At 59.0% G+C, this 21,713-nt stretch carries 19 protein-coding genes; 8 read left to right on the forward strand and 11 right to left on the reverse strand.

Annotation, left to right across the window (positions count from 1 at the left end; translation table 11 throughout):
- Positions 1-13 precede the first annotated feature (13 nt).
- The 5 genes from MK208_RS11785 to msrA all read left to right on the forward strand — a co-directional run bounded on the left by MK208_RS11785 (position 14) and on the right by msrA (position 3,169).
- Positions 14-889 carry a DMT family transporter gene (locus MK208_RS11785; RefSeq protein WP_294116719.1) on the forward strand — a complete coding sequence of 292 codons (876 nt, stop codon included), beginning with the start codon at positions 14-16 and terminating at the stop codon, positions 887-889.
- A gap of 57 nt (positions 890-946) precedes the next feature.
- Positions 947-1,660 (forward strand): cytochrome c biogenesis protein CcdA, encoded by a 714-nt coding sequence (locus MK208_RS11790; RefSeq protein WP_294116720.1) that lies wholly within the window; start codon positions 947-949, stop codon positions 1,658-1,660.
- A 14-nt stretch (positions 1,661-1,674) separates the two neighbouring features.
- Positions 1,675-2,082: a thioredoxin family protein gene (locus MK208_RS11795; protein WP_294116721.1), complete on the forward strand. Its 408-nt coding sequence runs from the start codon at positions 1,675-1,677 to the stop codon at positions 2,080-2,082.
- Between the two features lie 137 nt (positions 2,083-2,219).
- Positions 2,220-2,672, forward strand: coding sequence for a peptide-methionine (R)-S-oxide reductase MsrB (gene msrB / locus MK208_RS11800; protein WP_294116722.1), 453 nt, complete (start codon positions 2,220-2,222; stop codon positions 2,670-2,672).
- Positions 2,669-3,169: a peptide-methionine (S)-S-oxide reductase MsrA gene (gene msrA / locus MK208_RS11805; RefSeq protein WP_294116723.1), complete on the forward strand. Its 501-nt coding sequence runs from the start codon at positions 2,669-2,671 to the stop codon at positions 3,167-3,169. Before msrB ends, msrA begins: the two co-directional genes overlap by 4 nt.
- A gap of 33 nt (positions 3,170-3,202) precedes the next feature.
- Here the strand turns inward: msrA and MK208_RS11810 are convergent, their stop codons facing one another.
- From MK208_RS11810 to MK208_RS11830, 5 genes are all read right to left on the reverse strand, one after another.
- A complete protein-coding gene (locus MK208_RS11810) occupies positions 3,203-3,838 on the reverse strand; it encodes a glutathione S-transferase family protein (protein ID WP_294116724.1) in 636 nt (211 codons plus the stop codon).
- Positions 3,838-4,875 carry a tRNA epoxyqueuosine(34) reductase QueG gene (gene queG, locus MK208_RS11815; protein WP_294116725.1) on the reverse strand — a complete coding sequence of 346 codons (1,038 nt, stop codon included), beginning with the start codon at positions 4,873-4,875 and terminating at the stop codon, positions 3,838-3,840. Before queG ends, MK208_RS11810 begins: the two co-directional genes overlap by 1 nt.
- Before the next feature lie 89 nt (positions 4,876-4,964).
- On the reverse strand, positions 4,965-5,630 hold the full coding sequence (locus MK208_RS11820) for a glutathione S-transferase family protein (RefSeq protein ID WP_294116726.1): 666 nt from the start codon (positions 5,628-5,630) through the stop codon (positions 4,965-4,967).
- A gap of 58 nt (positions 5,631-5,688) precedes the next feature.
- On the reverse strand, positions 5,689-6,444 hold the full coding sequence (gene mtgA / locus MK208_RS11825) for a monofunctional biosynthetic peptidoglycan transglycosylase (RefSeq protein ID WP_294116727.1): 756 nt from the start codon (positions 6,442-6,444) through the stop codon (positions 5,689-5,691).
- Positions 6,445-6,500: 56 nt separating this feature from the next.
- Entirely contained in the window at positions 6,501-6,866 is a 366-nt protein-coding gene (locus MK208_RS11830) for a DUF4189 domain-containing protein (protein WP_294116728.1), read from the reverse strand.
- A gap of 154 nt (positions 6,867-7,020) precedes the next feature.
- On the opposite strand from MK208_RS11830, the gene MK208_RS11835 reads away from it, so the two are divergent.
- Positions 7,021-7,446 (forward strand): DUF4345 domain-containing protein, encoded by a 426-nt coding sequence (locus MK208_RS11835; protein ID WP_294116729.1) that lies wholly within the window; start codon positions 7,021-7,023, stop codon positions 7,444-7,446.
- Between the two features lie 76 nt (positions 7,447-7,522).
- On the opposite strand, the gene gltB is transcribed toward MK208_RS11835, so the two are convergent.
- The 4 genes from gltB to MK208_RS11855 form a co-directional block, all read right to left on the reverse strand.
- Entirely contained in the window at positions 7,523-12,061 is a 4,539-nt protein-coding gene (gene gltB, locus MK208_RS11840) for a glutamate synthase large subunit (protein WP_294116730.1), read from the reverse strand.
- Positions 12,048-12,839 (reverse strand): hypothetical protein, encoded by a 792-nt coding sequence (locus tag MK208_RS11845; RefSeq protein ID WP_294116731.1) that lies wholly within the window; start codon positions 12,837-12,839, stop codon positions 12,048-12,050. Before MK208_RS11845 ends, gltB begins: the two co-directional genes overlap by 14 nt.
- A 15-nt stretch (positions 12,840-12,854) precedes the next feature.
- The gene (locus MK208_RS11850) at positions 12,855-13,310 is read right to left on the reverse strand and encodes a GFA family protein (RefSeq protein ID WP_294116732.1); all 456 of its coding nucleotides are present in this window, start codon (positions 13,308-13,310) and stop codon (positions 12,855-12,857) included.
- Positions 13,311-13,431: 121 nt separating this feature from the next.
- Complete coding sequence (locus MK208_RS11855; protein ID WP_294116733.1) at positions 13,432-14,868, reverse strand: NAD(P)-dependent oxidoreductase; 1,437 nt, start codon at positions 14,866-14,868, stop codon at positions 13,432-13,434.
- Between the two features lie 221 nt (positions 14,869-15,089).
- Between MK208_RS11855 and MK208_RS11860 the strand changes: the two genes are divergently transcribed.
- The gene (locus MK208_RS11860) at positions 15,090-15,893 is read left to right on the forward strand and encodes an undecaprenyl-diphosphate phosphatase (protein ID WP_294116734.1); all 804 of its coding nucleotides are present in this window, start codon (positions 15,090-15,092) and stop codon (positions 15,891-15,893) included.
- 58 nt (positions 15,894-15,951) lie between these two features.
- On the opposite strand, the gene rpsT is transcribed toward MK208_RS11860, so the two are convergent.
- On the reverse strand, positions 15,952-16,215 hold the full coding sequence (gene rpsT, locus MK208_RS11865; protein WP_294116735.1) for a 30S ribosomal protein S20: 264 nt from the start codon (positions 16,213-16,215) through the stop codon (positions 15,952-15,954).
- A gap of 173 nt (positions 16,216-16,388) precedes the next feature.
- Positions 16,389-19,679 (reverse strand): response regulator, encoded by a 3,291-nt coding sequence (locus tag MK208_RS11870; RefSeq protein WP_294116736.1) that lies wholly within the window; start codon positions 19,677-19,679, stop codon positions 16,389-16,391.
- Positions 19,680-20,028: 349 nt separating this feature from the next.
- Between MK208_RS11870 and MK208_RS11875 the strand changes: the two genes are divergently transcribed.
- A complete protein-coding gene (locus tag MK208_RS11875) occupies positions 20,029-21,684 on the forward strand; it encodes an ABC transporter substrate-binding protein (protein WP_294116737.1) in 1,656 nt (551 codons plus the stop codon).
- Positions 21,685-21,713 lie beyond the last annotated feature (29 nt).

Below are 21,713 nucleotides of genomic sequence, written 5' to 3' on the forward strand. Positions count from 1 at the left end.
TGAGGCAGGCACCATGGACATCCGCGCAATTGGCATGGGGCTGCTCTTTGCCCTGATCTGGTCCTCTGCCTTCACCTCCGCCCGCATCATTGTGGCCGACGCTTCGCCTCTGATGATTTCCTCCCTGCGCTTTGCCATCGCGGGCACCATCGGCGTGATCATCGCCCGTGCCTTGGGCCAATCCTGGCACCTCACACCAGCGCAATGGCGCGCCACCATCATCTTTGGCCTCTGCCAAAACGCGCTCTATTTGGGCCTGAACTTCACCGCGATGACCACCATCGAGGCTTCGCTCGCGTCCATTATCGCCTCCACTATGCCCCTGATCGTCGCTCTGCTCGGCTGGGCTGTCAAAGGCGAGAAACTCAGCCCCATGGGCACCATCGGCCTCATCGTCGGGTTTGGTGGGGTGCTGTTGATCATGGCGGGCCGCTTAAGCAACGGCGTCGACCTCTTCGGCGTCCTGCTCTGTGTCATCGGCGCACTGGCTTTGGCCATTGCCACCCTCGCCGTGCGCAACGCGTCCTCCGGCGGCAACGTGATCATGATCGTTGGCCTGCAAATGTATGTCGGCGCAATCACGCTCTTCTTTGCTTCACTTGTGTTTGAAACATGGACGGTCAACTGGAACCCCAAGATGCTGATCGCCTTCATCTACACCATCCTCGCGCCGGGCCTCTTCGCCACCTGGATCTGGTTCGCGTTGGTTGCCCGCATCGGCGCGGTCAAAGCCGCCACCTTCCACTTCCTCAACCCTTTCTTCGGCGTTGCCATCGCCGCCATGATCCTTGGCGAAAAGCTGGGTTTCTGGGACATCGTCGGCGTCGCGGTGATCTGCGCCGGCATCCTCGCCGTGCAGCTTTCGAAACAATCGCACACGGCCAAGTGATCCCGCGGCACCACTCTTTGACATGACACTCTCGACTGCGCTTGGCACAAGAGAGGCATGGAATACCTCTTTGCATATGGCGCGGGTCTGCTGACCCTGATCAACCCCTGCGTGGTGCCGGTTCTGCCCATCGTGCTGACCAGCGCCCTGCAGGCCTCCCGCCATGGCCCCGCCGTTTTGGCCCTCGGCATGAGCCTCAGCTTTGTGGTGTTTGGCATGGCCGTGACCGTCTTTGGCCACGCCATCGGCCTGACGCCGGAAACGCTTTCCAAGGCTGGCGCCGTCCTGATGATGGGCTTCGGCGCGGTGCTGCTGGTGCCACAATTCTCCAGCGCCTTCTCCACCGCCACAGCCGGTGTTGCCGCCTCCGCGGACAGCACGCTCAACGCAGTAGACCACACCAGCCTGCAAGGCCAATTCCTCGGCGGCCTGCTGCTCGGTCTCGTCTGGTCCCCCTGTATCGGCCCCACGTTGGGTGGCGCGATTGCATTGGCCTCCCAAGGCGAAAGCCTCACCCACGCCACGGTCATCATGATTGCCTTTGCTGCTGGCGTCTCCACACTGATCTTTGGCCTTGGCTATGGCGCTCGCTCGGCCCTTGGCAAACACCAAGCCACCTTGCGCGCCATTGCTGCCAAATCCCGCCCCATCCTTGGGGGCGTGTTCTTCCTCACTGGCCTCGCGCTGTTTTTCAATGTCCACCACATGATCGAAATCTGGCTCTTGGGTGTCCTGCCCCCCTGGCTGCTCGATCTCTCTGTCGCCCTTTAAAAGGAGTTCCCCACATGCACCGTCGCACTTTCCTTGCCTCTGCTCCCGCCACGCTGGTCCTGCCAATGGCCGCCCGCGCCGCCACAGACTACACCCCGGGCCTCGTGAAAAAGCACCTCGCTGCAGGTGACACCGTGTTTCTGGATTTCAAAACCGAGTGGTGCACCACTTGCGCCGCACAGGAACGCGCCATTGACGCCCTCTTGCGCGAAAATCCCGCCTACAAAGACGCCATCACCTTAATCAACGTGGACTGGGACCAGCACAGCAACTCCGACCTGGCCCGCGAGCTGAAAATCCCACGCCGCTCAACACTGGTGGTGCTCAAAGGCGACCAAGAACTTGGCCGTATCGTCGCCGGCACCAACAAATCCAAGATCAAAGACCTCCTGGACACCGCCCTAACCGCCGCCACAGCCTAACCCATCTGGATCACGCCAAATGTTGCACCGCGACACGTCGGCGTGATCCCCTCTTTTCAAACCCCCGTATCCTCCCATATGCCTGAACACAGGACACTTGGCCCCGTAACTCAAGCGGCCAAGGGAAGGAGACGCGCATGACCAAATACACCCGCGACACAGACGTGATCGCCACCCTCACCGACGAACAATTCTGGGTCACTCAGGAAAACGGCACCGAACGCCCCGGCTCCGGTAAACTTTTGCACAACAAAGAACCCGGCATTTATGTCGATGTGGTCTCCGGCGAACCGCTCTTTGCCAGCTCTGACAAATACGAAAGCGGCTGCGGCTGGCCCAGCTTCACCAAGCCGATTGAGGCCGCCCACGTGACCGAGCATCACGACAGCACCCACGGCATGATCCGCACCGAAGTGCGCTCCAAACACGGCGACAGCCACCTTGGCCACGTCTTCCCCGATGGTCCCCAGGATCGTGGCGGGCTACGCTACTGCATCAACTCCGCTTCGTTGCGGTTTGTGCACCGCGCCGATATGGAGGCCGAGGGCTATGGCGCCTATCTCGATCAAGTAGAGGAGATCGACCAATGAGCGAACGCGCAGTACTGGCAGGCGGCTGTTTCTGGGGCATGGAAGACCTGATCCGTAAAATGGACGGCGTTCTGAGCACACGCGTCGGCTACACCGGCGGCGATGTCCCAAACGCGACCTACGAAAACCACGGCACCCACGCCGAGGCCATCGAGATCATCTTTGACCCGGCCAAAACCTCGTTCCGTAAACTCTTGGAATTCTTCTTTCAGATCCACGACCCGACCACACCAAACCGTCAGGGCAACGATCTGGGCATGTCCTACCGCTCGGCGATCTTCTACACCGACGCGGACCAAAAAGCGGTCGCGGTAGACACCATCAAAGACGTTGACGCCTCCGGCCTCTGGCCAGGCAAAGTGGTGACCGAAGTGGAACCGGTCAGCGATTTCTGGGAAGCCGAAGAGTACCACCAGGACTATCTGGTGAAAAACGTCGGCGGCTACACCTGCCACTTCGCCCGCCCCGATTGGGTCCTGCCCAAACGCAACGGCTAAGTCAAACAATTGGGGCGCAGCCGCGCTGCGCGCCTACGTCCCCACTGCCTGCCGAAAGGCGCGGCTGTGGGTGACCCACTCCAGCCAACAGGACAGCGCCGAAAACTGCGCAATCATCTTGCGCCCCTTGGGCAGCTGCGCAAAGGCCGCGACCATCGGCGCCACATGGCAATCCGCCAGCGAAATCCGCAACCCGTTGAGCACCCAGCCCTCGCTGGCCATCTCGTCCAGCACCTTCAGCACTGGTTCCGCCGCGCGTAGCCCGTCCTGCACCAGTGCCTTGTCCCAATCGATCCCGGCCTGTTTGCGCACCACCCCATGGGCATAGGCCTGCCGCACCATCGGCCAATAGGCATAATTGTCGGCAATCGCGATCACCTGATCCATCCGCGCCAGCGATTCCGCGTCCTCCGCAGCCAGCCCGATCCCGTCAAACGCCCGATCCACATAACGCGTGATCGCCGCCGTCTCATAGATCGCAAATTCCCCATGCAGCAGCACCGGCACCCGCGCAAACGGATGTGGCCCGGATGGCCCCGCCTCAAACGGATTGTCGCGTTTCATCTCAAACGCCACGCCTTTTGCCGCCAGCGCCATCTTCACCACTTGGGTGTAGATGCTCTCCTTGAAGCCAAAGAGCGTGACCTGATCCACTGCCCCGTCCCGCATCACGACAACCTCTGCACCGCCCAGCGCGCCGCATCCGCCACCGTGGGGTCCGCGTCCTCGCACAGCCCCTGCGCCACCTCCTGCAAAGCCGCATCCCCGGAGTTGCCAATCGCATAGAGCACATTGCGCACAAAGCGATTGCGCCCAATCCGTTTGATCGGCGAGCCAGAGAAAAACGTGCGAAACTCCGCGTCTTCCAGCACAGCCAGCTCCGCCAGCTTTGGCGCAATCAACTCGTCGCGCGCGTGATACTTCATCTCCCGCGCATCTTGGGCAAACTTGTTCCAGGGACAGGCCGAAAGACAATCGTCACAGCCATAAATCCGGTTGCCCATGAGCCCGCGCAAGTCCTCATCTACCGGCCCATGATGCTCAATGGTCAGGTAGGAAATACACCGCCGCGCATCAATCTGATGCGGTGCCGGAAAGGCCTTGGTTGGACAGGCATCCAGACAGGCGCGACAGGACCCGCAATGATCAATTTCCGCCTTGTCCGTCTCTAGCTCCAGCGTGGTGAACACCGAGCCAATAAAGAACCAGGAGCCCAAATCGCGGCTCACCAGATTGGTGTGCTTGCCCTGCCAGCCCAGCCCCGCCGCTTGCCCCAACGGCTTCTCCGGCACCGGCGCAGTGTCGACAAACACCTTCACCTCGGTCTCCGGGCTGGTCTCGGCAATCAACCACCGCGCAAGGCGTTTGAGGCGCTTTTTTACCGTGTCATGGTAATCGCGATTCTGCGCGTACACCGAGATCGCCGCCCGATCCGGCGCGCCATGCACCGCCGTGGGGTCATGCTCCGGCGTGTAGCTTTCCCCAAGCATAATCACAGAGCGCGCCTCCGGCCACAGCACCGACGGGTCCGAGCGCCAATGTTTGCGCGCTTCTAACCATTGCATCTGCCCGTGGTAGTCTTTGGCGAGAAATCCATCCAAACCCGCCGCCACATGGCCCACCGAATCCGGCCGGCACACTTTGGCCAGATCAAAGCCCAAGGACACAGCTTCCGCCTTCATGCGGGTGGTCAGATCATCCGCCATGACACCCCCGCCTTCTCAGTCCGAAAATATCCTCGGGGGTGAGGCCGTCAGGCCGAGGGGGCAGACAGCCCCCTTGCCAGCGCCCGCGATCAGAAATCCAGATCAGCATAATGCGCAGGCGGCGGGAAGCCGGGCACCTGATCCGCCAACACAGCCCGGAACGCCGGACGCGATTTGATGGTGGCATACCAGTCTTTGACCACCGCAGAGCGGTTCCAATCCACGTCACTGATGTAGTCCAGCGCACTCAAATGCGCCGCCGCCGTGAAATCCGCCAAGGTCATCACATCCCCCGCCAGCCAACGGCGGTGGTCCAGCAGCCAATGCGTATAATCGAGGTGATATTTGATAGCTTTGGCCCCGGCTTTCACATTGGAACTGTCCGGATAGCCCGTGCCCATCAGCTTGCGATTGACCCGCTCATACAAAAGCTTCGCGGTGACCTCATGGTGGAACTTGTCGTCAAACCACGCCACCAGCCGCCGCACCTCATAGCGCCCATCCGGGTCACGCGGCATCAACGCCGGGTCGGGATACTTCTCTTCCAGATACTCACAGATGGCGTTGCTGTCCGCCATCATCTTGCCGTCCATCTTCAGGACCGGCACTTTGGCGGCTGGATTGCGGCGCAGGAAATCGGGATCTTGCTCCCAATAGCGCTCCTCTACAAGTTCCACCTCAAGCCGCTTTTCCCCCATCACGAGGCGCACCTTGCGGCAAAACGGAGACAAGGGCACATGGAACAGACGGTTCATCAGCAGGGTCGCAATGTTGTTGGGCTTTGTCCTTCAATGCCTTGCCCCTGCGCATATTTCAATCCGCAAAACACGCCGCGCGCGCTTCTCCGCGTATGGTTTCCGCCCCATCCAGGATCGCCGCGGCCCGTCGCCGCACCGCCGCTGTGGGCTTGCTGGCAGAGCGCTGCTTGGGGTTGGGCAACACCGCCGCCAACCGCGCGGCCTGCACCGGCGTCAAATCCTCTGGCCCGACACCAAAGTAATGCCGCGCCGCCGCTTCCACACCAAACACACCTTCATCAAACTCAGCCACATTCAGATAAACTTCCAGAATCCGCCGCTTGGTCCAGGTCATCTCCACCAGCGGCGTCATCAGTGTTTCCATCGCCTTGCGCGGCCAACTGCGCCCTTGCCAGAAATAGACGTTTTTCACGGTTTGCTGACTGATCGTGCTTGCGCCTCGCCCCGCGCCTTCGGCAATTGCATCCCGGATCGCCTCCACGTCAAACCCCCAATGCAGACAGAAATTCGCATCTTCCGCCGCCACCACGGACCGGCGCATCACCGGCGCCACCTGTTCAATCGGCACCCATTGATAATCCACCTGCCCCAATCGCCGCTTCTCGCCAATCATCGTCCAGGTCGTGGGCGGATTGATCACAATGAAAATCAGGATCGAGAAGATGAACAACGACACCGCCCACATCAGCACCCGTCGCCACCAATAGCGCAGCCGCGCCCACTGGCGCTTAATCACGCCAGCTTTCGGAGTCGCCGTGCTCTTATTGGTGCCCTTTGTCTTGGGCTTTGATTTGGCTGCTTTCTTGGCCATGTCCCTGCCGCCGTCTTTGGCAAAGGGAGTAGAGCCTCACCGCCCATAGCGCAAGCCTACGGCGAACAAGCCCAGACCCGAACGCTGCAGCCACCGCCGTTCTGATAACAATACCCCAAGGCATTGTCTTCCGCCTGAGACCGCGTCCCAGCCCAGCCATAGCCCCAATTTCCAGAGGTGCCCTCCGCAATGGCCCCACAGGTGTTGTAGAAGGTGTGCACGTTGTCACAATCCCAGCCACATTCCCCCTGCAAGGCGTTCACCGCGTCGGCTTCTGAATACTTGCCGTAGGAATAGCCCCAGGCCCCGCCAGGACCAATGCCAACTGCGCCCCAACACTGGGCAAACCCGCACTCTCCTGCGGACACAGAACTCCCGGCTGTCAGTGCAGCCACTGTCACAATCGCTTTGAAAAATCGCATCAAACATCCTCCATGGCTGACAGCAGTATGGACCGATCCTTGATAAATCCCAAAAAGCCACATTTATTTATACGGCGCAAAGGCTTGATCTGCTTGTAAATGCACAGCCCGTCCAGTAACGACCGCAACACCAAAACCAAAAGAGGCCCTTCTCGTGACCCGCTCGACCATGCTCCTACGCGCCCTTCTGGCCCTCATTGGGCTCTGCATTCTATTTCTTGGTCTGGACGTGGTTTTCGGCGGCATTCGCACCTCAGGCTGGATGGGGCCCACTGATTTTGTCGACGTGCTCAACCCCACGGATTTCAACGCCCAAGACAACCATGTGCGCTTCTTGGGTGGGGTGTTCACCAGCTTCGGTCTGGTGTTTCTGGCTGGCGCTTTTCTGTTTCACTCCCTGCGCATCACCTTGATTGTGCTGTGCGGCATCGTCTTTCTCGGCGGTCTGGCCCGCTTCACCACGCCGGACTTGGCCACACTCCTGAACATGGCCGTACTGCCATCCGTTTTGCTCGAGTTCTTCTTGTTCCCAGCCTTGGCAGTCTGGATCTTCAAAGCAGGCAGGCACCACGGCCCATAGGCAATCGCAGCCTCCGCCAAAAGAAAACCCCCGCCAGTTTGCACCAGCGGGGGTCTTTTGTGTCTCTGATCCAGCGTTATTCCGCTGGAACAGCTGTGCCTTCTTGAGTCAACGGCTGCGGGATATGCACCAGCATCTCTTTAGGGCAGACCTGCAGGAAGTTGGCTTTTTCAACATCCCAATGCTGCAGGATATCGCGCGCCTTCGCAGAGCCAGTCTCCGCGACATGGCGCTCGATCAGGCCTTTCAGTTGATCTTCCCAATGCTGCACTGCCACGGGTGTCGTCACCAAAGTCTCGAGGTTCATAACCCCTTCGGCCTTGCCTTCCGGATCATAAAGATAGGCCATACCACCGGTCATGCCCGCGCCAAAGTTGGCGCCAATATCGCCAAGGATCACCGCGATACCGCCGGTCATGTATTCACAGCCACAGGCGCCACAGCCTTCGATCACAACCTTCGCACCGGAGTTCCGCACCGCAAAACGCTCACCGGCACGCCCTGCGGCAAACAGGTAACCGTCGGTGGCACCGTAGAGAACCGTGTTGCCGATGATGGTGTTGTCGGCCGCCGTCAGCGGGCTCGCCATGGGCGGACGCACCACAACGGTACCCCCAGACAGGCCTTTGCCCACGTAGTCGTTGGCATCGCCAGACACTTCGATCTTCAGACCAGGTGCCGCAAAGGCCCCCAGCGACTGGCCCGCAGAGCCGGTGAGCTTGACGGTCAGGTGATCTTCCTGAAGCGCGTTGCGCATACCAAAGTTGCGCACGATGTGGCTTGAGGTACGGGTGCCCACAGTCCGGTGCGTGTTCTGCACCGCGTAAGACAGCTGCATCTTCTCACCATCCTCAAGGAAGCGCGCCGCATCCCGGACAATTTCCGCGTCCAGCGTGTCAGGCACGTAGTTGCGGTCTTTGTCGCGGTTGTAGACGATGTCATGCGCTCCATCGACGGTGATCAGCAGCGGGTTCAGGTCCAGATCGTCAAGGTGAGCAGAGCCACGAGATACCTGCGCCAGCAGGTCCGCACGGCCAATCACCTCATCCAAGGACTTCGCACCGATGGAGGCGAGGATTTCCCGCACTTCCTGCGCATAGAAGGTGATCAGGTTCACCACTTTATCCGCCGTACCGGTGTATTTCGCACGCAGGTCTTCGTCCTGAGTACACACACCAACCGGGCAGGTGTTGGACTGACACTGACGCACCATGATACAGCCCATCGCGATCAGCGCGGCGGTACCAATGCCGTACTCTTCCGCCCCCATCATCGCGGCCATCACGATGTCACGACCGGTCCGCAGACCGCCATCGGTCCGCAGGGTCACCCGCTCGCGCAGGTTGTTCATTGCGAGCACTTGGTGTGCCTCGGTCAGACCCATCTCCCATGGCAGACCACAGTATTTGATCGAGGTCGCAGGCGAGGCACCGGTGCCACCGTTGTGGCCGGAGATCAGGATGATGTCGGCTTTCGCCTTCGCCACACCGGCCGCAATTGTGCCAACGCCCGAGGACGCCACCAGCTTCACCGTCACCTTACAGCGTGGGTTGATCTGCTTCAGGTCATAGATCAGCTGCGCAAGGTCTTCGATCGAATAGATGTCGTGGTGCGGCGGCGGTGAAATCAGGGTCACACCTTTGGTGGAGTGCCGCAGTCGCGCAATCAAGTCGGTGACCTTCATGCCCGGCAGTTGGCCGCCTTCACCGGGCTTCGCACCCTGGGCCACTTTGATTTCCAGCTCTTCACACTGGTTCAGGTATTCGGCGGTCACACCAAAACGACCCGACGCCACCTGCTTGATCTTCGCAGACGGGTTGTCGCCGTTTGGCTCCGGTACAAAGTGTGCCGGATCTTCGCCGCCCTCACCGGAGTCAGATTTTGCACCAATCCGGTTCATCGCAACGTTCAGGGTTTTGTGCGCCTCAGGAGACAGCGCGCCCAAAGACATGCCCGGCGTCACGAAACGCTTCCGGATCGCGGTGATGCTTTCCACTTCCTCAATCGGAATGGCCTCACCCAACGGCTTGATGTTCAGCAGATCACGCAGATGGATCGGCGGGTTCGCCTGCATCTTCGCAGAATATTGCTTCCACATCTCATAAGACGCACGGTCACAGGCCGCCTGCATCATATGCATTGTCTGTGCACCCCACGCGTGGGTCTCACCAGACTTACGTGCCTTGTAGAAGCCGCCAATCGGCAACACATCGGTGCCCGACTTGAAGCCTTTGGCGTGTACTTCTTCGACCTTGTGCTGAATGCCGCTGACACCAATGCCGGAAATCCGGCTGGTCATGCCCGGGAAGTATTCCGCACACATCGCACGGGACAGGCCCACGGCCTCAAAGTTCAGACCGCCGCGATAAGAGGAGATCACCGAAATCCCCATCTTCGCCATGATCTTCAGCAGACCTTGGTCAATCGCCTCACGGTAGCGCGCCATATTCTCGGTCAGCGAGCCATCCGCCAGACCGCGCTGAATGCGATCCGCCAGCGTGTCTTCGGCCAGATACGGGTTCACAACCGTCGCACCGGCGCCAATCAGCACGGCAAAATAATGCGGATCGATACACTCGGCAGAGCGCACGTTCAGCGAGCAGAAGGTCCGCAAACCTTTGCGGGTCAAGAAGCTGTGCACCGCGCTGGTTGCTAGGATCATCGGCATCGCAACCTTGTCCGCACCCTGCGCCTGATCGGTCAGCACAATGTGCCCCGCACCGGAGCGCACCGCGTCCTCGGCTTCCGCCCGGATACGCTCCAAACCGGTCTGCAACGCGCCATCATGGCTGCCCGCGTCAAAGGTACAGTCGATGGTCACAACCGTGTCGTCAAACGCCTCAAGCATGCGCTCAAACTGGCCGCTGGCCACAAACGGGCTCTCCAGAACCGCAATCTCGGTTTGGCTGCCATCTTCGCTCAACACGTTCTTCAGATTGCCAAACCGCGTCTTCAGCGACATCACGCGGTATTCACGCAAGCTGTCAATCGGCGGGTTGGTCACCTGAGAGAAGTTCTGACGGAAGAAGTGGCTCAGCGGGCGGTACATCTTCGACAGAACGGCAGATGGCGTGTCATCGCCCATCGAGGCCAGCGCCTCTTTCGCGTCCTCCGCCATCGGCGCAAGGATCTGCTCAACCTCTTCCATGGAGTAACCCGCCGCGATCTGACGCTGACGCAGCTCTTCACCGGTAAAGGTGGCTGTCTCTTCCACAGTGGCCAGTTCGTCGCCCAGATCACGGATCTTGCCAACCCACTCTCCAAACGGACGTGCGCTGGCGAGTTTGTTCTTGATCTCTGTGTCGTGATAAAGCTTGCCCTCTTTCATATCCACGGCCAGCAACTGACCCGGACCCAACGCGCCTTTTTCCACCACAGTGGCTTCATCAATCGGCACCATGCCCGCTTCCGAGCCGGAAATTAGCAGTCCATCGCCGGTCACAACATAACGCATCGGGCGCAGACCGTTACGGTCCAGACCGGCACAGACCCAGCGGCCATCGGTCATCGCCAGCGCCGCCGGGCCATCCCATGGCTCCATCACGGAGTTGCAGTAGGAATACATGTCACGCCACGCCTGCGGCAGCTCCACCGCCTGCTTGGACCAGCTTTCAGGCACCAACATGGTCTTCGCCATCGGCGCCGAGCGGCCCGCGCGCACCAGTACCTCAAACACGCCGTCTAGCGCCGCAGAGTCAGACGCCCCACCCGGCACAATCGGCTTAATATCTTCGGCGTAATCACCAAAGGAAGCAGACGCCATGCGGATCTCATGGCTCTTCATCCAGTTCAGGTTGCCTTTCAGAGTGTTGATCTCACCGTTGTGCGCCAACATGCGGAACGGCTGCGCCAGCCACCACTGTGGGAAGGTGTTGGTCGAGTAGCGCTGGTGATACAGCGCAAAGGCGCTCTCAAACCGCTCATCCATCAGGTCTGGATAGAAAACCGCCACCTGCTCCGCGAGCATCATGCCTTTGTAGATGATCGACCGGCAGGACAGCGACGCGATATAAAGCTCGGTAATGTTCGCCGCCAAAGCCGCTTTCTCAATCCGACGACGGATCACATAGAGCTCACGCTCAAACGTGTCCTCGTCCACACCTTTGGAGTTGGAGATCAGGATCTGCTCAATCTCCGGCCGGGTCGCGTTGGCTTTATCACCCAGACAGGTCACATCCACTGGCACATGGCGCCAGCCATAGATGCGATAGCCCATCTTCAAAACTTCGGTTTCCACGATGGTCCGGCAGGCTTCCTGCGCGCCATGGTCGGTGCGTGGCAGGAACACCTGACCAACCGCGATGAATTCGTCTTTATTGGGCTCGTGGCCAGTGCGCTCAATCTGATCATAGAAGAAAGACACTGGAATCTGCACGTGAATGCCCGCGCCGTCGCCGGTCTTTCCATCCGCATCCACAGCACCCCGGTGCCAAATCGCCTTCAGCGCGGTGATACCCGCTTCCACAACCTTGCGGCTTGGTTTGCCGTCCACAGACACCACAAGACCAACGCCACAAGAGGAATGCTCCTCGGCTTCAGAATAGAGACCGTTCTCCGCCATCCATTCGCGTTTGGTTTCTTCGGCTTTGACCCAGTTTTCATCATACTTTGTCATTGGCTGTCTCCTGTCCCAGAGTTGCGGGGTAGCTTGGGGCCGTTTGCTCCGCTTGTGGCAGGTCTTCCCTGCGCACCACGGTGAAATGGCTTTCCAACAGTTTGCGCACCTGGCGCGTTTTTACGTCCATGGCCCGCTCAAGCAGCGGACGCATGATGTCGAGTTTCTTCAACGCTTTCACCAGATCGTGGGACTCGCCCCGCAGGATGAAATGGTTGAAGGTTTTGGGCGCTTGCGGGAAGCGGGCCCAGTGAATGCGTTCTTCGGGCGTGTCGCCGTGCAGCACGACATAGCGCGTGCCGTCTTGTGGCGCAGGCACCTGACGGTGCCGATAGGTCGGGAAACGGCGGCGCCACTTCTGCCAACGGGTCTCTTCCGGCACCACTTTGGGATGCATGGAGAATTGCGGAGACAGAGCCACAACGGTGTCGACACGGGTCAGCGTCGGCAACACAAGCGCCATAAAGCCGCCCATGCTGTTGCCCAGGGCAACCACCTCGTCAATGGCTTCGCGTGCCACCACCGTCTCTATCTCCTTCACAATCGCCTCGGGCAAATCCGGGCTGTTCATCCAAGTTCTGGCCCGCTCTGTGACCAGGATCACGTGGTTCTCACCGCCCTGCGACGCGGTCCCCACAAATTCAAACGGCGGCATCTCATTGGGCTTTGTGCCCACTCCGCCAAGCGAGACCACCAACCGATTGCCGGTGCCACGCATGTAAGCCACCTCATGGTCCTCGGTCGCGATCCGCATCTGAATGTCGACTCTTTGATCCATCAAGCGGCCAGTCCCTCAGGTCGTCCCAAGATCGCTGAACAAAGCGATGCACTGTGCCCGGGTCATTTCCTTGCGACCCTCTCCGATGAAGCCAAAGCTGTCAGGCTTCTGGTCAATGAAGATCTCGTTCTTCAGCGCGAACCCATTTGGATCATCAAACAGCCCCACCGGAATCTCCGTACCACCGGCCCACTCGTTGTCCGCAGTCACGCGGTAAAACAGGTTGGTGCCGCATTTGCCGCACCAGGCCCGCTCAGCCCACTCCGAACTCTGGATGCGCGCGATGTGTTCGGCGCCGCTCCAGCGGATTGACTCGGTTGGCACCGTGACCCCCATCAACGCGACACCGGTCCAGCGACGGCACTGCTCACAATGACAGATGCCTGCCTCCGCTGGCACCTTTTCGGACTCAAACCGCACCGCCCCACACAGGCATGCGCCGGTCTTGGTCGATGTGGGGTTCGTTGTCATTGGGTCAACACCTCTGTCATGTTAACAAACGCTGGTCGAAAGTTGCACAGTCGCAAAACAGTCGTGATACCGACGCAATACCGACGTCCCTTTTGGGCCTCGGCACCGCGCCAATTAACACTTATTCCGCAGCCATCGCCGGGGTTGCGCCCAGCTTTTCAAGGATTGCGTCGGCACAGTCGCGGCCGTCTTTGATCGCCCACACCACAAGGCTTGCACCGCGCACGATGTCGCCCACGGCATAGACGCCTTCGAGGTCGGTTTCGCCGGTTGTGAATTGCGCTTTCACTGTGCCCCAACGGGTCACTTCCAGCTCCGGCTGGTCCCACAGGGCAGGCAGATCTTCTGGCTCAAAGCCCAGCGCCTTGATCACAAGGTCCGCGTCCTCAACATAGTCCGCACCTTCAATCACTTCGGGGCTCTGACGGCCGGATGCATCCGGCTGACCCAGACGCATTTTCTGTACCATTACGCCTTCGACATTGTCGCCACCGGTGAAGCCTTTCGGAGCGGAAAGCCACACAAATTCAACGCCTTCCTCTTCGGCATTCTGCGTCTCACGCTGCGAACCCGGCATGTTGGCTTTGTCACGACGATAAAGACATTTTACGCTTTCGGCCCCCTGACGGATCGCCGTGCGCACACAGTCCATCGCGGTGTCACCACCACCGATCACAACAACTTTTTTGCCTTCCGCATAAAGCTCGCCGCTTTTGATCTCAGGCACAACGTCGCCAAAGTTCTCGCGGTTGGACGCGGTCAAATAATCAATCGCTTTCACGATGCCATTGGCTCCGGCACCCGGCCCACCAAGGTCACGACTCTTATAGACGCCAGTCGCAATGATCACCGCATCATGCGCGTCACGGATCTCTTGGAAGGAGATGTCCTCGCCCACGTTGCAGTTCAGCTTGAAGGTCACACCGCCGTCTTCCAGCAACTGGTTGCGGCGCATAACCACATCTTTTTCCAGCTTAAATCCGGGAATCCCGTAGGTCAGCAACCCACCCGCACGATCATAACGGTCATAGATGGTCACCTGAAGACCCGCACGGCGCAGCCGGTCCGCCGCGGCCAGGCCACCAGGGCCTGCGCCAATGATGCCAACGCTCTCGGAACGCTCCTGCATTGGAGTGATCGCACTCACCCAACCCTGCTCCCAGGCCGTGTCGGTGATGTATTTCTCAACAGAGCCGATGGTCACAGTGCCGTGGCCAGACTGCTCAATCACACAGTTGCCTTCGCAAAGTCTGTCCTGCGGACAGATACGGCCACAGATTTCCGGGAAGGTGTTTGTGGCTTGGCTGACAGCATAGGCTTCTTCTAGACGGCCAGTCGCGGTCAGGCGCAGCCAATCCGGAATGTTGTTGTGCAGCGGGCAGTGGCTCTGACAATACGGCACGCCACATTGGCTGCAGCGACTTGCCTGCTCTTCTGCCTTCGCCTTAGCGAACTCTGCGTAGATTTCGTTGAAATCTTCCTTACGTACAGTGGCGCCACGCTTTTCAGGCATGTCACGATCCACAGTCACGAATTTCAGCATAGGTTGCTTTGCCACGTCAGCTGCCTCCTGATTAATTCCGGTTCGGTGTGTTTAAAAAATATTCACCCGACATAAAAGTCAACTATACTGACATATAATTCAGTTTTTTGGCAAATGACGTGGTGAAAATACAAAAAATTGCCGAATTCTAGGTCCGATACGGACTTATATTCTGTGTTTCCCTTGAATCATTGACCAATTATACGTGAGTCGCTCAATCAAGGATCCTGCCAAAAATGGCTCTTTTTCACATTTTTCTGGTGGCGATCATCCAGGGCCTCACCGAATTCCTTCCGGTGAGCTCCTCTGGGCACCTGATTCTGGTGTCCAAAGTGACCCCGCTGCCCGATCAGGGACTCGCCATAGATGTCGCCGCCCACGTCGGCACATTGGGCGCCGTTGTCCTCTATTTCTGGCGCGACACCAAAGTGGCCCTCTGCGGAGTGCCCCGCATGCTCACCGGCCGCTTCGACACCCCCGGTGCCCGGCTCGCCTTTCTTTTGACCGTGGCCACCATCCCGGTCTCCATCGCCGGTTTTCTACTTAAAATCACCGGCCTGAACGACGCCATGCGCTCCATCGCTGTGATCGGCTGGGCCATGATCCTGTTTGGAATTTTGCTCTGGTGGATGGATCAACGCGGCCCGCACACCAAAACCGAGGGAGATTGGTCCCTCAAGGACGCCGTGAAAATGGGCCTCTGGCAGGCCCTTGCCCTGATCCCCGGCACCTCCCGCTCCGGCATCACTATCACCGGCGCGCGCCAGCTCGGCTACGCCCGTGCCGACGCCGCCAAACTTGCGATGCTGATGTCGATCCCAACCATCATCGCCAGCGGCGCACTGCTGTCACTGGATGTCATCGCCGAGGCCAATATGGCTTTGGCCAAGGACGCTGCCATTGCCGCCGTCTTTTCCTTCTTTGCCGCCCTCTTGGCATTGGCGCTGATGATGCGACTGTTGCGCTCGATCAGCTTCACACCCTATGTGATCTACCGCATTCTGCTTGGGGTCGCCCTGCTCTTCATCGCCTACAGCTGAGCACAAAAAAACGCCGCTGAAACAGCGGCGTCTTTCCGAATACGTTGTGAAGTGCGGCTTACGCCAGCGCTTTCACCCGCGCTGCCAGGCGGGACATTTTCCGCGCTGCGGTGTTCTTGTGGTAAACACCTTTGGACACACCGCGCATCAGTTCTGGCTGAGCTGCTTTCAGCGCTGCGGAAGCTGATGCTTTGTCGCCGGACTCGATGGCTTCTTCCACTTTGCGGATGAAGGTACGGATGCGGGAACGACGGGCTTTGTTGACTTCAAGACGACGCTCGTTCTGACGGGCGCGTTTCTTTGCCTGGGGCGAATTTGCCATGATCTGAGACCTTTTGTTTCGGTACGATTAAATGCGTGCTACGTTCCGAACGGGCTCTCTTGTTCAGAGAATCAGATCAAGCCTGAGCGGGCTGCACGCGCATGTATGGCGGCAGTGTATAGAGATTTTGCAGAGAAACGCAATCCCCAACCGCCAAACACCACATCCATCGCTCAATCCCTCTGATCCATCAGCAGCCGGAACTCTTCCAGACGCACTTCAAGCGCATCAAACCGCGCGCCAATGGCCTCGCCAACCGTGGCCCGCTCTTTAAGCGCCAGCACAAACTTCACCGTCTTCAACACATCACGCCACCGCGGATTGTCCGGTAAGGTCTCAATCAGCAGGTACTTGTCCAACGTACGGGTCTGCAAAGATGTCTTGTCCAGGTTCACCCGCCAGATGCCGCTGGTTTCGGCAAAATCAATCTTGCTCTTGCCTGTGGCCGCCCCCCAAATCTCCAGAGACTCCGACATCAGTGTGACAATGGCCTCCCGATACGCATCTCCCGGCCCCTGCGCCTCATCCCCACTTTCATCCCGCGTCATCAGAGACGGCAAGGAGGTGTCCACTACATCGCGCAACGAGTTCACAAACTGCGCCCGAGGCACTTGCCCCGGTGTGAACAACACGGCGCGTCCGCCACCCGCTTCCGGCAACATGACAAACAGGCTCACCTGATGCGGCTGCCCCCGCAATGTCACCTCAATATGGATGGGCTCATCTTCAACCTCTGTCTGCTCCAATGGCGTCAACACGTCTTCTGGCAGGACATCTTTCAACCGGCTCTTGTTCACCGCAACCGGTGTGTCCAACACCTTCTGCCCCGCCTCGTTTGCGTAAGTGATGAGCCCCCGCGCATTCACACAGATCAAACCATCTTCCAGGGTATCAAGCAGCTGCGCCATGCGCCGCTGAGACAGCCGCAAGGCATCTTCGATCTGAATACGGCGTTCGATTTCTTCTTTGAGTTCCCGGTTTTCCTCCGCCTGACTGCGCGCCCGGCTCGCCTCTAGAAGCGTGCGAATACGACTGAGCAACTCATCCTTGGCAAAAGGCTTCACCACGTAATCATTCGCCCCGGCATCAAATCCAGCCAGCATATCACTCGTGCGTCCCCGCGCGGTCAGCAGGATGATCGGCAACTCATGCAGACGGTGCCGACGCCGCAAATCCCGTGCCACATCCAGCCCGCTCAACCCGGTCATCATCACATCCAGAACAATCAAGTCCGGACGTTCTTTGGCGACACTGCGCAACGCCTCGGACCCGTTGTGCGCGGTCATCACCCGATAGCCCTGTGGCACTAGCAGGTTCTGCAGAACCTGCAAATTGATCGGCTCGTCATCCACCGCAAGAATCAAAGGCGATCCCTCCGGCGCAGCCGTCTCCACCTTTTCCACAGCGGGCTGTGGCGCCGCTGCCGTGACAAACTCGGCTGGCAGCAAATCCTCCGGCATCGCAACCGGCGCCTGATCCGTCACCGGCAGAATCACGCGAAACTCCGCGCCTTCTCCGGGGGGGCTGGACACTTCGATGCTGCCCGACATCATGTCGGCAAGGTGGCGCGCAATGGTCAGCCCCAAGCCCGTGCCAGTCGCCTGCCCCGAGCCATCCGGCGTCAGTTGCTCCAGCGGATGGAAGATGCGCTCCATACTGTCTGCCGCAATGCCAGGCCCATGATCGCGAATACACACCACCAACTTATCCACAGTCGAGACCGCCGCCGTGATTTCCACATCACTTCCACCGCCGTATTTCACAGCATTGGACAACAAGTTGAACAGGATCTGTTCAAATCGCACCGGATCGGCATACACAGCCGGCAGGCCCTCCGGCAGATCAATTTGAAACTTGGCCGGATCCACTTGAAACGTCGGCTGCAACAACTGCACCACACTGTGCGCCGCATGGGACACATCAACAGGCTGCAAATCCAGTCGCATCCGCCCTTCGCGAATGCGGTAGATGTCCAACAAATCATCCACCAGTCGAGACAACCGCCGCGCGCTAAATGTGATCAACCGCAGCTGGCTGGCCTGCGCGGGCAGCATCTCGCCCATCGCTCCGCCTTCCAGCGTTTCCAGAATACCAATGATCCCGTTGAGCGGCGTACGCAGCTCATGGGAGGTATTGGCCAAAAACCGGTCCTTCATCCGGTCGGCCTCCTCGAGCTCGGCGTTTTTCTCACCAATCTCGCGCAGCTTCTCCTGCAACTCGTCATTCTTATCGCGAATAAGGTCCAACTGATCGCGCAATGCACGCCGCATTTGGTTCACCGCACGCGACAGCCGAGCGTACTCCACCGGGCGCTCATATTCCGGCAGCGCATCATTCAAACTGCCCGTCGCCACGGCGCTCGCGGCCTCGGACATGCGGCGTACCGGTCGCGTGATGGCATTAGAGAACACAAAGGACAAAATTGATAAAATGACCGTTGCGATAGCGCCAATCGCCAACAAAGTTTCCCGCAAGCGTTCACTGTTCTTGAAGGCCGCGTCTCTGCTGGTCTCGGCCACCACTGTCCATTGTGGAAACGGGTCTTCCAGCACCCGCCAGGCAGACAGCGTCGCCCCGCCCGACAATCCAGCCTCCAACACCGCCACACCATCTAAACCCGTCATTTGCTTCGGCATCTTGACCGGCCCGCCTGCCGCAGGGCCGCCGTTGGAGGCAATCACAATGCCGCCCGAGGACAACACAGACACATCGGCATCACTTTCCGTCACCAGCGCCTCAAGGCTGTTGGGCGGTATCCGCAAGATCATTGCGCCACGGTGACTGCCATGCAGCCGCACCGGCACGGCCAGATAGGCGGCCAGCTCGCCGGTGATGGCGTCCACCGCAAAATCCTGAAACACAGGATCAAAGCCCGCGCCGGTGGTCACTTTGTAATAGGCCTGCCCCAACCCAATCACACGCTGATTGAGCGGCCGCCCCAAATAGGCATCTTTGTAAACCGAATAGACCACCTGCCCATGCCGGTCGGCGAGGTACAAATTGTCAAATTCCGCCTCCCGCAGGAACTCTTCAAAGTCCCGGTGAAACCGACGATGCGTGTTGGAATACTCCAGCGCCTCGCGCAGCAGTTGGTCTTCGATCTCCTCTTCGGCCGGGTTGCCTGCGGCACTGTCGACGCCAAAGATGCTGCGTAGCTGCGCCCCCGCCTCCTCTGGCGTTCCCTCCATCTGTCGCAGCGCATGACTGAAACCATAGAATTCCCCGACCGAGTAGCGCACGTTCGCCGACTGCGCGAGGTTTTCCGCCTGCCGGCTGGCATAGGTCACATATTGCGCAACTTCGCTGGCCTTGGCGTCGCGCGCAAAGGCGACCTTCTCAAAGGTTTCGGTTGTGATGGTCTGATTGACAAGTCGGTAAAAAACCAAGCCGCCGAGCGCCAATGGCAGCACAGACGCAAGGAGAAAGGTGACAAGCAGGCGCGCGCGAATTCCCTGTAGTGGCACTGTAACTCCGAAATTTCTGGTTTTGTTGCAGCTGATCCTGCGGTTTGGCCAAGGTCGAAACAAGGGTTCAAACTGAAATTCACAAAGAATTTTTCCGCAGGTAGGAATTCTAACAACCTGAAAGAGATGGATTTTTAATGGCCGCAAGCGGAGATCAAACTGTGTTTTGACGAAATTGCCGATTTTTCTGGTGCCATTCCTCCGAGCGGGAGGATTTCAATGCGCAACATCCGTGGCGTTTGGTGAGGAGACCAAATGCAACCATGATTTGCATCATGGCCCCTCGATACGAGGCATGACGCGGACAGACATAAGGCGGGACAACCCGCCTGCACAGGGAGACACAAAAATGAAATTTAAGGCTACTGCCGGGCTGCTGGCTTCGGTTGCGCTCTGGACAACCACCGCTCAGGCCGAAGAGACCGTCCTGACGGCGCTGCCGGATCAGGTCACTGCATGGGTGGAAAACTTCAACCCATTCAACCAGACCACCGCCGCACCTTCCGTCATGCATTTCATGTATGAACCGCTGATCATCTTCAACGCGCTGGACGGCGGCAAGCCGATCTTCCGTCTAGCAACCGCGTTTGACTACGCAGACGACCTTGGCTCCATCACCGTCACCCTGCGCGATGGCGTGAAGTGGTCTGACGGCGAAGCCTTCACTGCCGATGACGTGATCAAATCCTTCGACCTGGCTCTGAGCAACCCGGCTCTGGACAGCGTGGGCATGGCGCAAATGCTGTCTGGCGTGGAAAAGCTTGACGACAAGACCGTGCGCTTCAACCTCGCCACCCCTTCCAGCCAGGCGATGTATCAAATCGTGCGCGTACCAATTGTGCCTGAGCACGTCTGGAGCGGGGTAGATGATCCTGTGACCTTCACCAACCCGAACCCGGTTGGCTCCGGTCCGCTGACCGAAATCCGCCGCTTCACCCCGCAGGAATACACCCAGTGTCGCAACGCCAACTACTGGGATGCTGACAGTCTGAAAGTGGACTGCATGCGCTTCCCACAGATCGCCAACAACGATCAGGCGCTGGCCGCAGCCGCCAATGGTGAGCTAGACTGGATGGGCTCCTTCCTGCCAGACATCGACAACACCTACGTCGCGAAAGACCCTGAAAACCACCGTTACTGGCTGCCTGGTGGCTCGCTTGTGGCCTTCTACATGAACTTTGAAGCACCTGAAGCGGGCGACAAAGCGGCGTTCAACGACGTGAACTTCCGCCGCGCTGTGTCTATGGCATTTGACCGCGAAGCCATGGTGGAAATCGCCGGTTACGGCTATCCAACCATCAACCAGTACCCCTCGGGTCTGGGCCGTGCGTTCCACGCTTGGAACAACGCGGAAGTCGACGAGAAATTTGGGGGCTTCACCCGATATGACATCGACGGCGCCAAATCACTGCTGGCCGAAGCAGGCTTCAAAGACATCGACGGTGACGGCTTTGTCGAAACACCAGACGGCGAACAGATCGACCTCGAAGTCATCGTGCCAAACGGTTGGACCGACTGGGTCAACAGCTGTCAGATCGCTGTGGAAGGCCTGAACGCCGCCGGCATCAAAGCCAGCGTTGCCACACCTGAAGCCGCAGTATGGACAGAGAAACTCATCACCGGTGAGTACGACATGGCCATCAACTCGGTACGTGTCGGTGCAACCCCGTTCAACCAGTATCTGGACTCGCTGCACAAGAACAACCAGGCCAAATCCCGCTTCGCAGCGTCGCGTTACTACAACGACGAGCTGAGCGATCTTCTGGATAAGTTCACCCAGACCAGCGACACCGAAAAGCAGATGGAAATCATGGCTGAAGTGCAGACCATCGTAGGGGAAGATGTGCCACTGGCGTATGTCTTCAACAATCCCCGCTGGTATCAGTACAACACCAAGCGTTTCACCGGCTTCTTCAATGCGGACAATCCGGTGGCCAACCCGGTGGTTCACAAGACCAACCCGGCCCGCCTGGTCCACCTGCTGAACCTGCGGCCAGCTGAGTAAAGCTTCCCTACCTTAGGGGCCGCTCACAC

Source organism: Shimia sp. (assembly GCF_022448905.1).
Classification (GTDB): domain Bacteria; phylum Pseudomonadota; class Alphaproteobacteria; order Rhodobacterales; family Rhodobacteraceae; genus Shimia.

What these genes read in the sequence shown, in the direction of transcription:
- MK208_RS11785 (WP_294116719.1), top strand. Translation starts at nt 14, where the DNA reads ATGGACATCCGCGCAATTGGCATGGGGCTGCTCTTTGCCCTGATCTGG.
- MK208_RS11790 (WP_294116720.1), top strand. Translation starts at nt 947, where the DNA reads ATGGAATACCTCTTTGCATATGGCGCGGGTCTGCTGACCCTGATCAAC.
- MK208_RS11795 (WP_294116721.1), top strand. Translation starts at nt 1,675, where the DNA reads ATGCACCGTCGCACTTTCCTTGCCTCTGCTCCCGCCACGCTGGTCCTG.
- msrB (WP_294116722.1), top strand. Translation starts at nt 2,220, where the DNA reads ATGACCAAATACACCCGCGACACAGACGTGATCGCCACCCTCACCGAC.
- msrA (WP_294116723.1), top strand. Translation starts at nt 2,669, where the DNA reads ATGAGCGAACGCGCAGTACTGGCAGGCGGCTGTTTCTGGGGCATGGAA.
- MK208_RS11810 (WP_294116724.1), bottom strand. Translation starts at nt 3,838, where the DNA reads ATGCGGGACGGGGCAGTGGATCAGGTCACGCTCTTTGGCTTCAAGGAG.
- queG (WP_294116725.1), bottom strand. Translation starts at nt 4,875, where the DNA reads ATGGCGGATGATCTGACCACCCGCATGAAGGCGGAAGCTGTGTCCTTG.
- MK208_RS11820 (WP_294116726.1), bottom strand. Translation starts at nt 5,630, where the DNA reads ATGAACCGTCTGTTCCATGTGCCCTTGTCTCCGTTTTGCCGCAAGGTG.
- mtgA (WP_294116727.1), bottom strand. Translation starts at nt 6,444, where the DNA reads ATGGCCAAGAAAGCAGCCAAATCAAAGCCCAAGACAAAGGGCACCAAT.
- MK208_RS11830 (WP_294116728.1), bottom strand. Translation starts at nt 6,866, where the DNA reads ATGCGATTTTTCAAAGCGATTGTGACAGTGGCTGCACTGACAGCCGGG.
- gltB (WP_294116730.1), bottom strand. Translation starts at nt 12,061, where the DNA reads ATGACAAAGTATGATGAAAACTGGGTCAAAGCCGAAGAAACCAAACGC.
- MK208_RS11845 (WP_294116731.1), bottom strand. Translation starts at nt 12,839, where the DNA reads ATGGATCAAAGAGTCGACATTCAGATGCGGATCGCGACCGAGGACCAT.
- MK208_RS11850 (WP_294116732.1), bottom strand. Translation starts at nt 13,310, where the DNA reads ATGACAACGAACCCCACATCGACCAAGACCGGCGCATGCCTGTGTGGG.
- MK208_RS11860 (WP_294116734.1), top strand. Translation starts at nt 15,090, where the DNA reads ATGGCTCTTTTTCACATTTTTCTGGTGGCGATCATCCAGGGCCTCACC.
- rpsT (WP_294116735.1), bottom strand. Translation starts at nt 16,215, where the DNA reads ATGGCAAATTCGCCCCAGGCAAAGAAACGCGCCCGTCAGAACGAGCGT.
- MK208_RS11875 (WP_294116737.1), top strand. Translation starts at nt 20,029, where the DNA reads ATGAAATTTAAGGCTACTGCCGGGCTGCTGGCTTCGGTTGCGCTCTGG.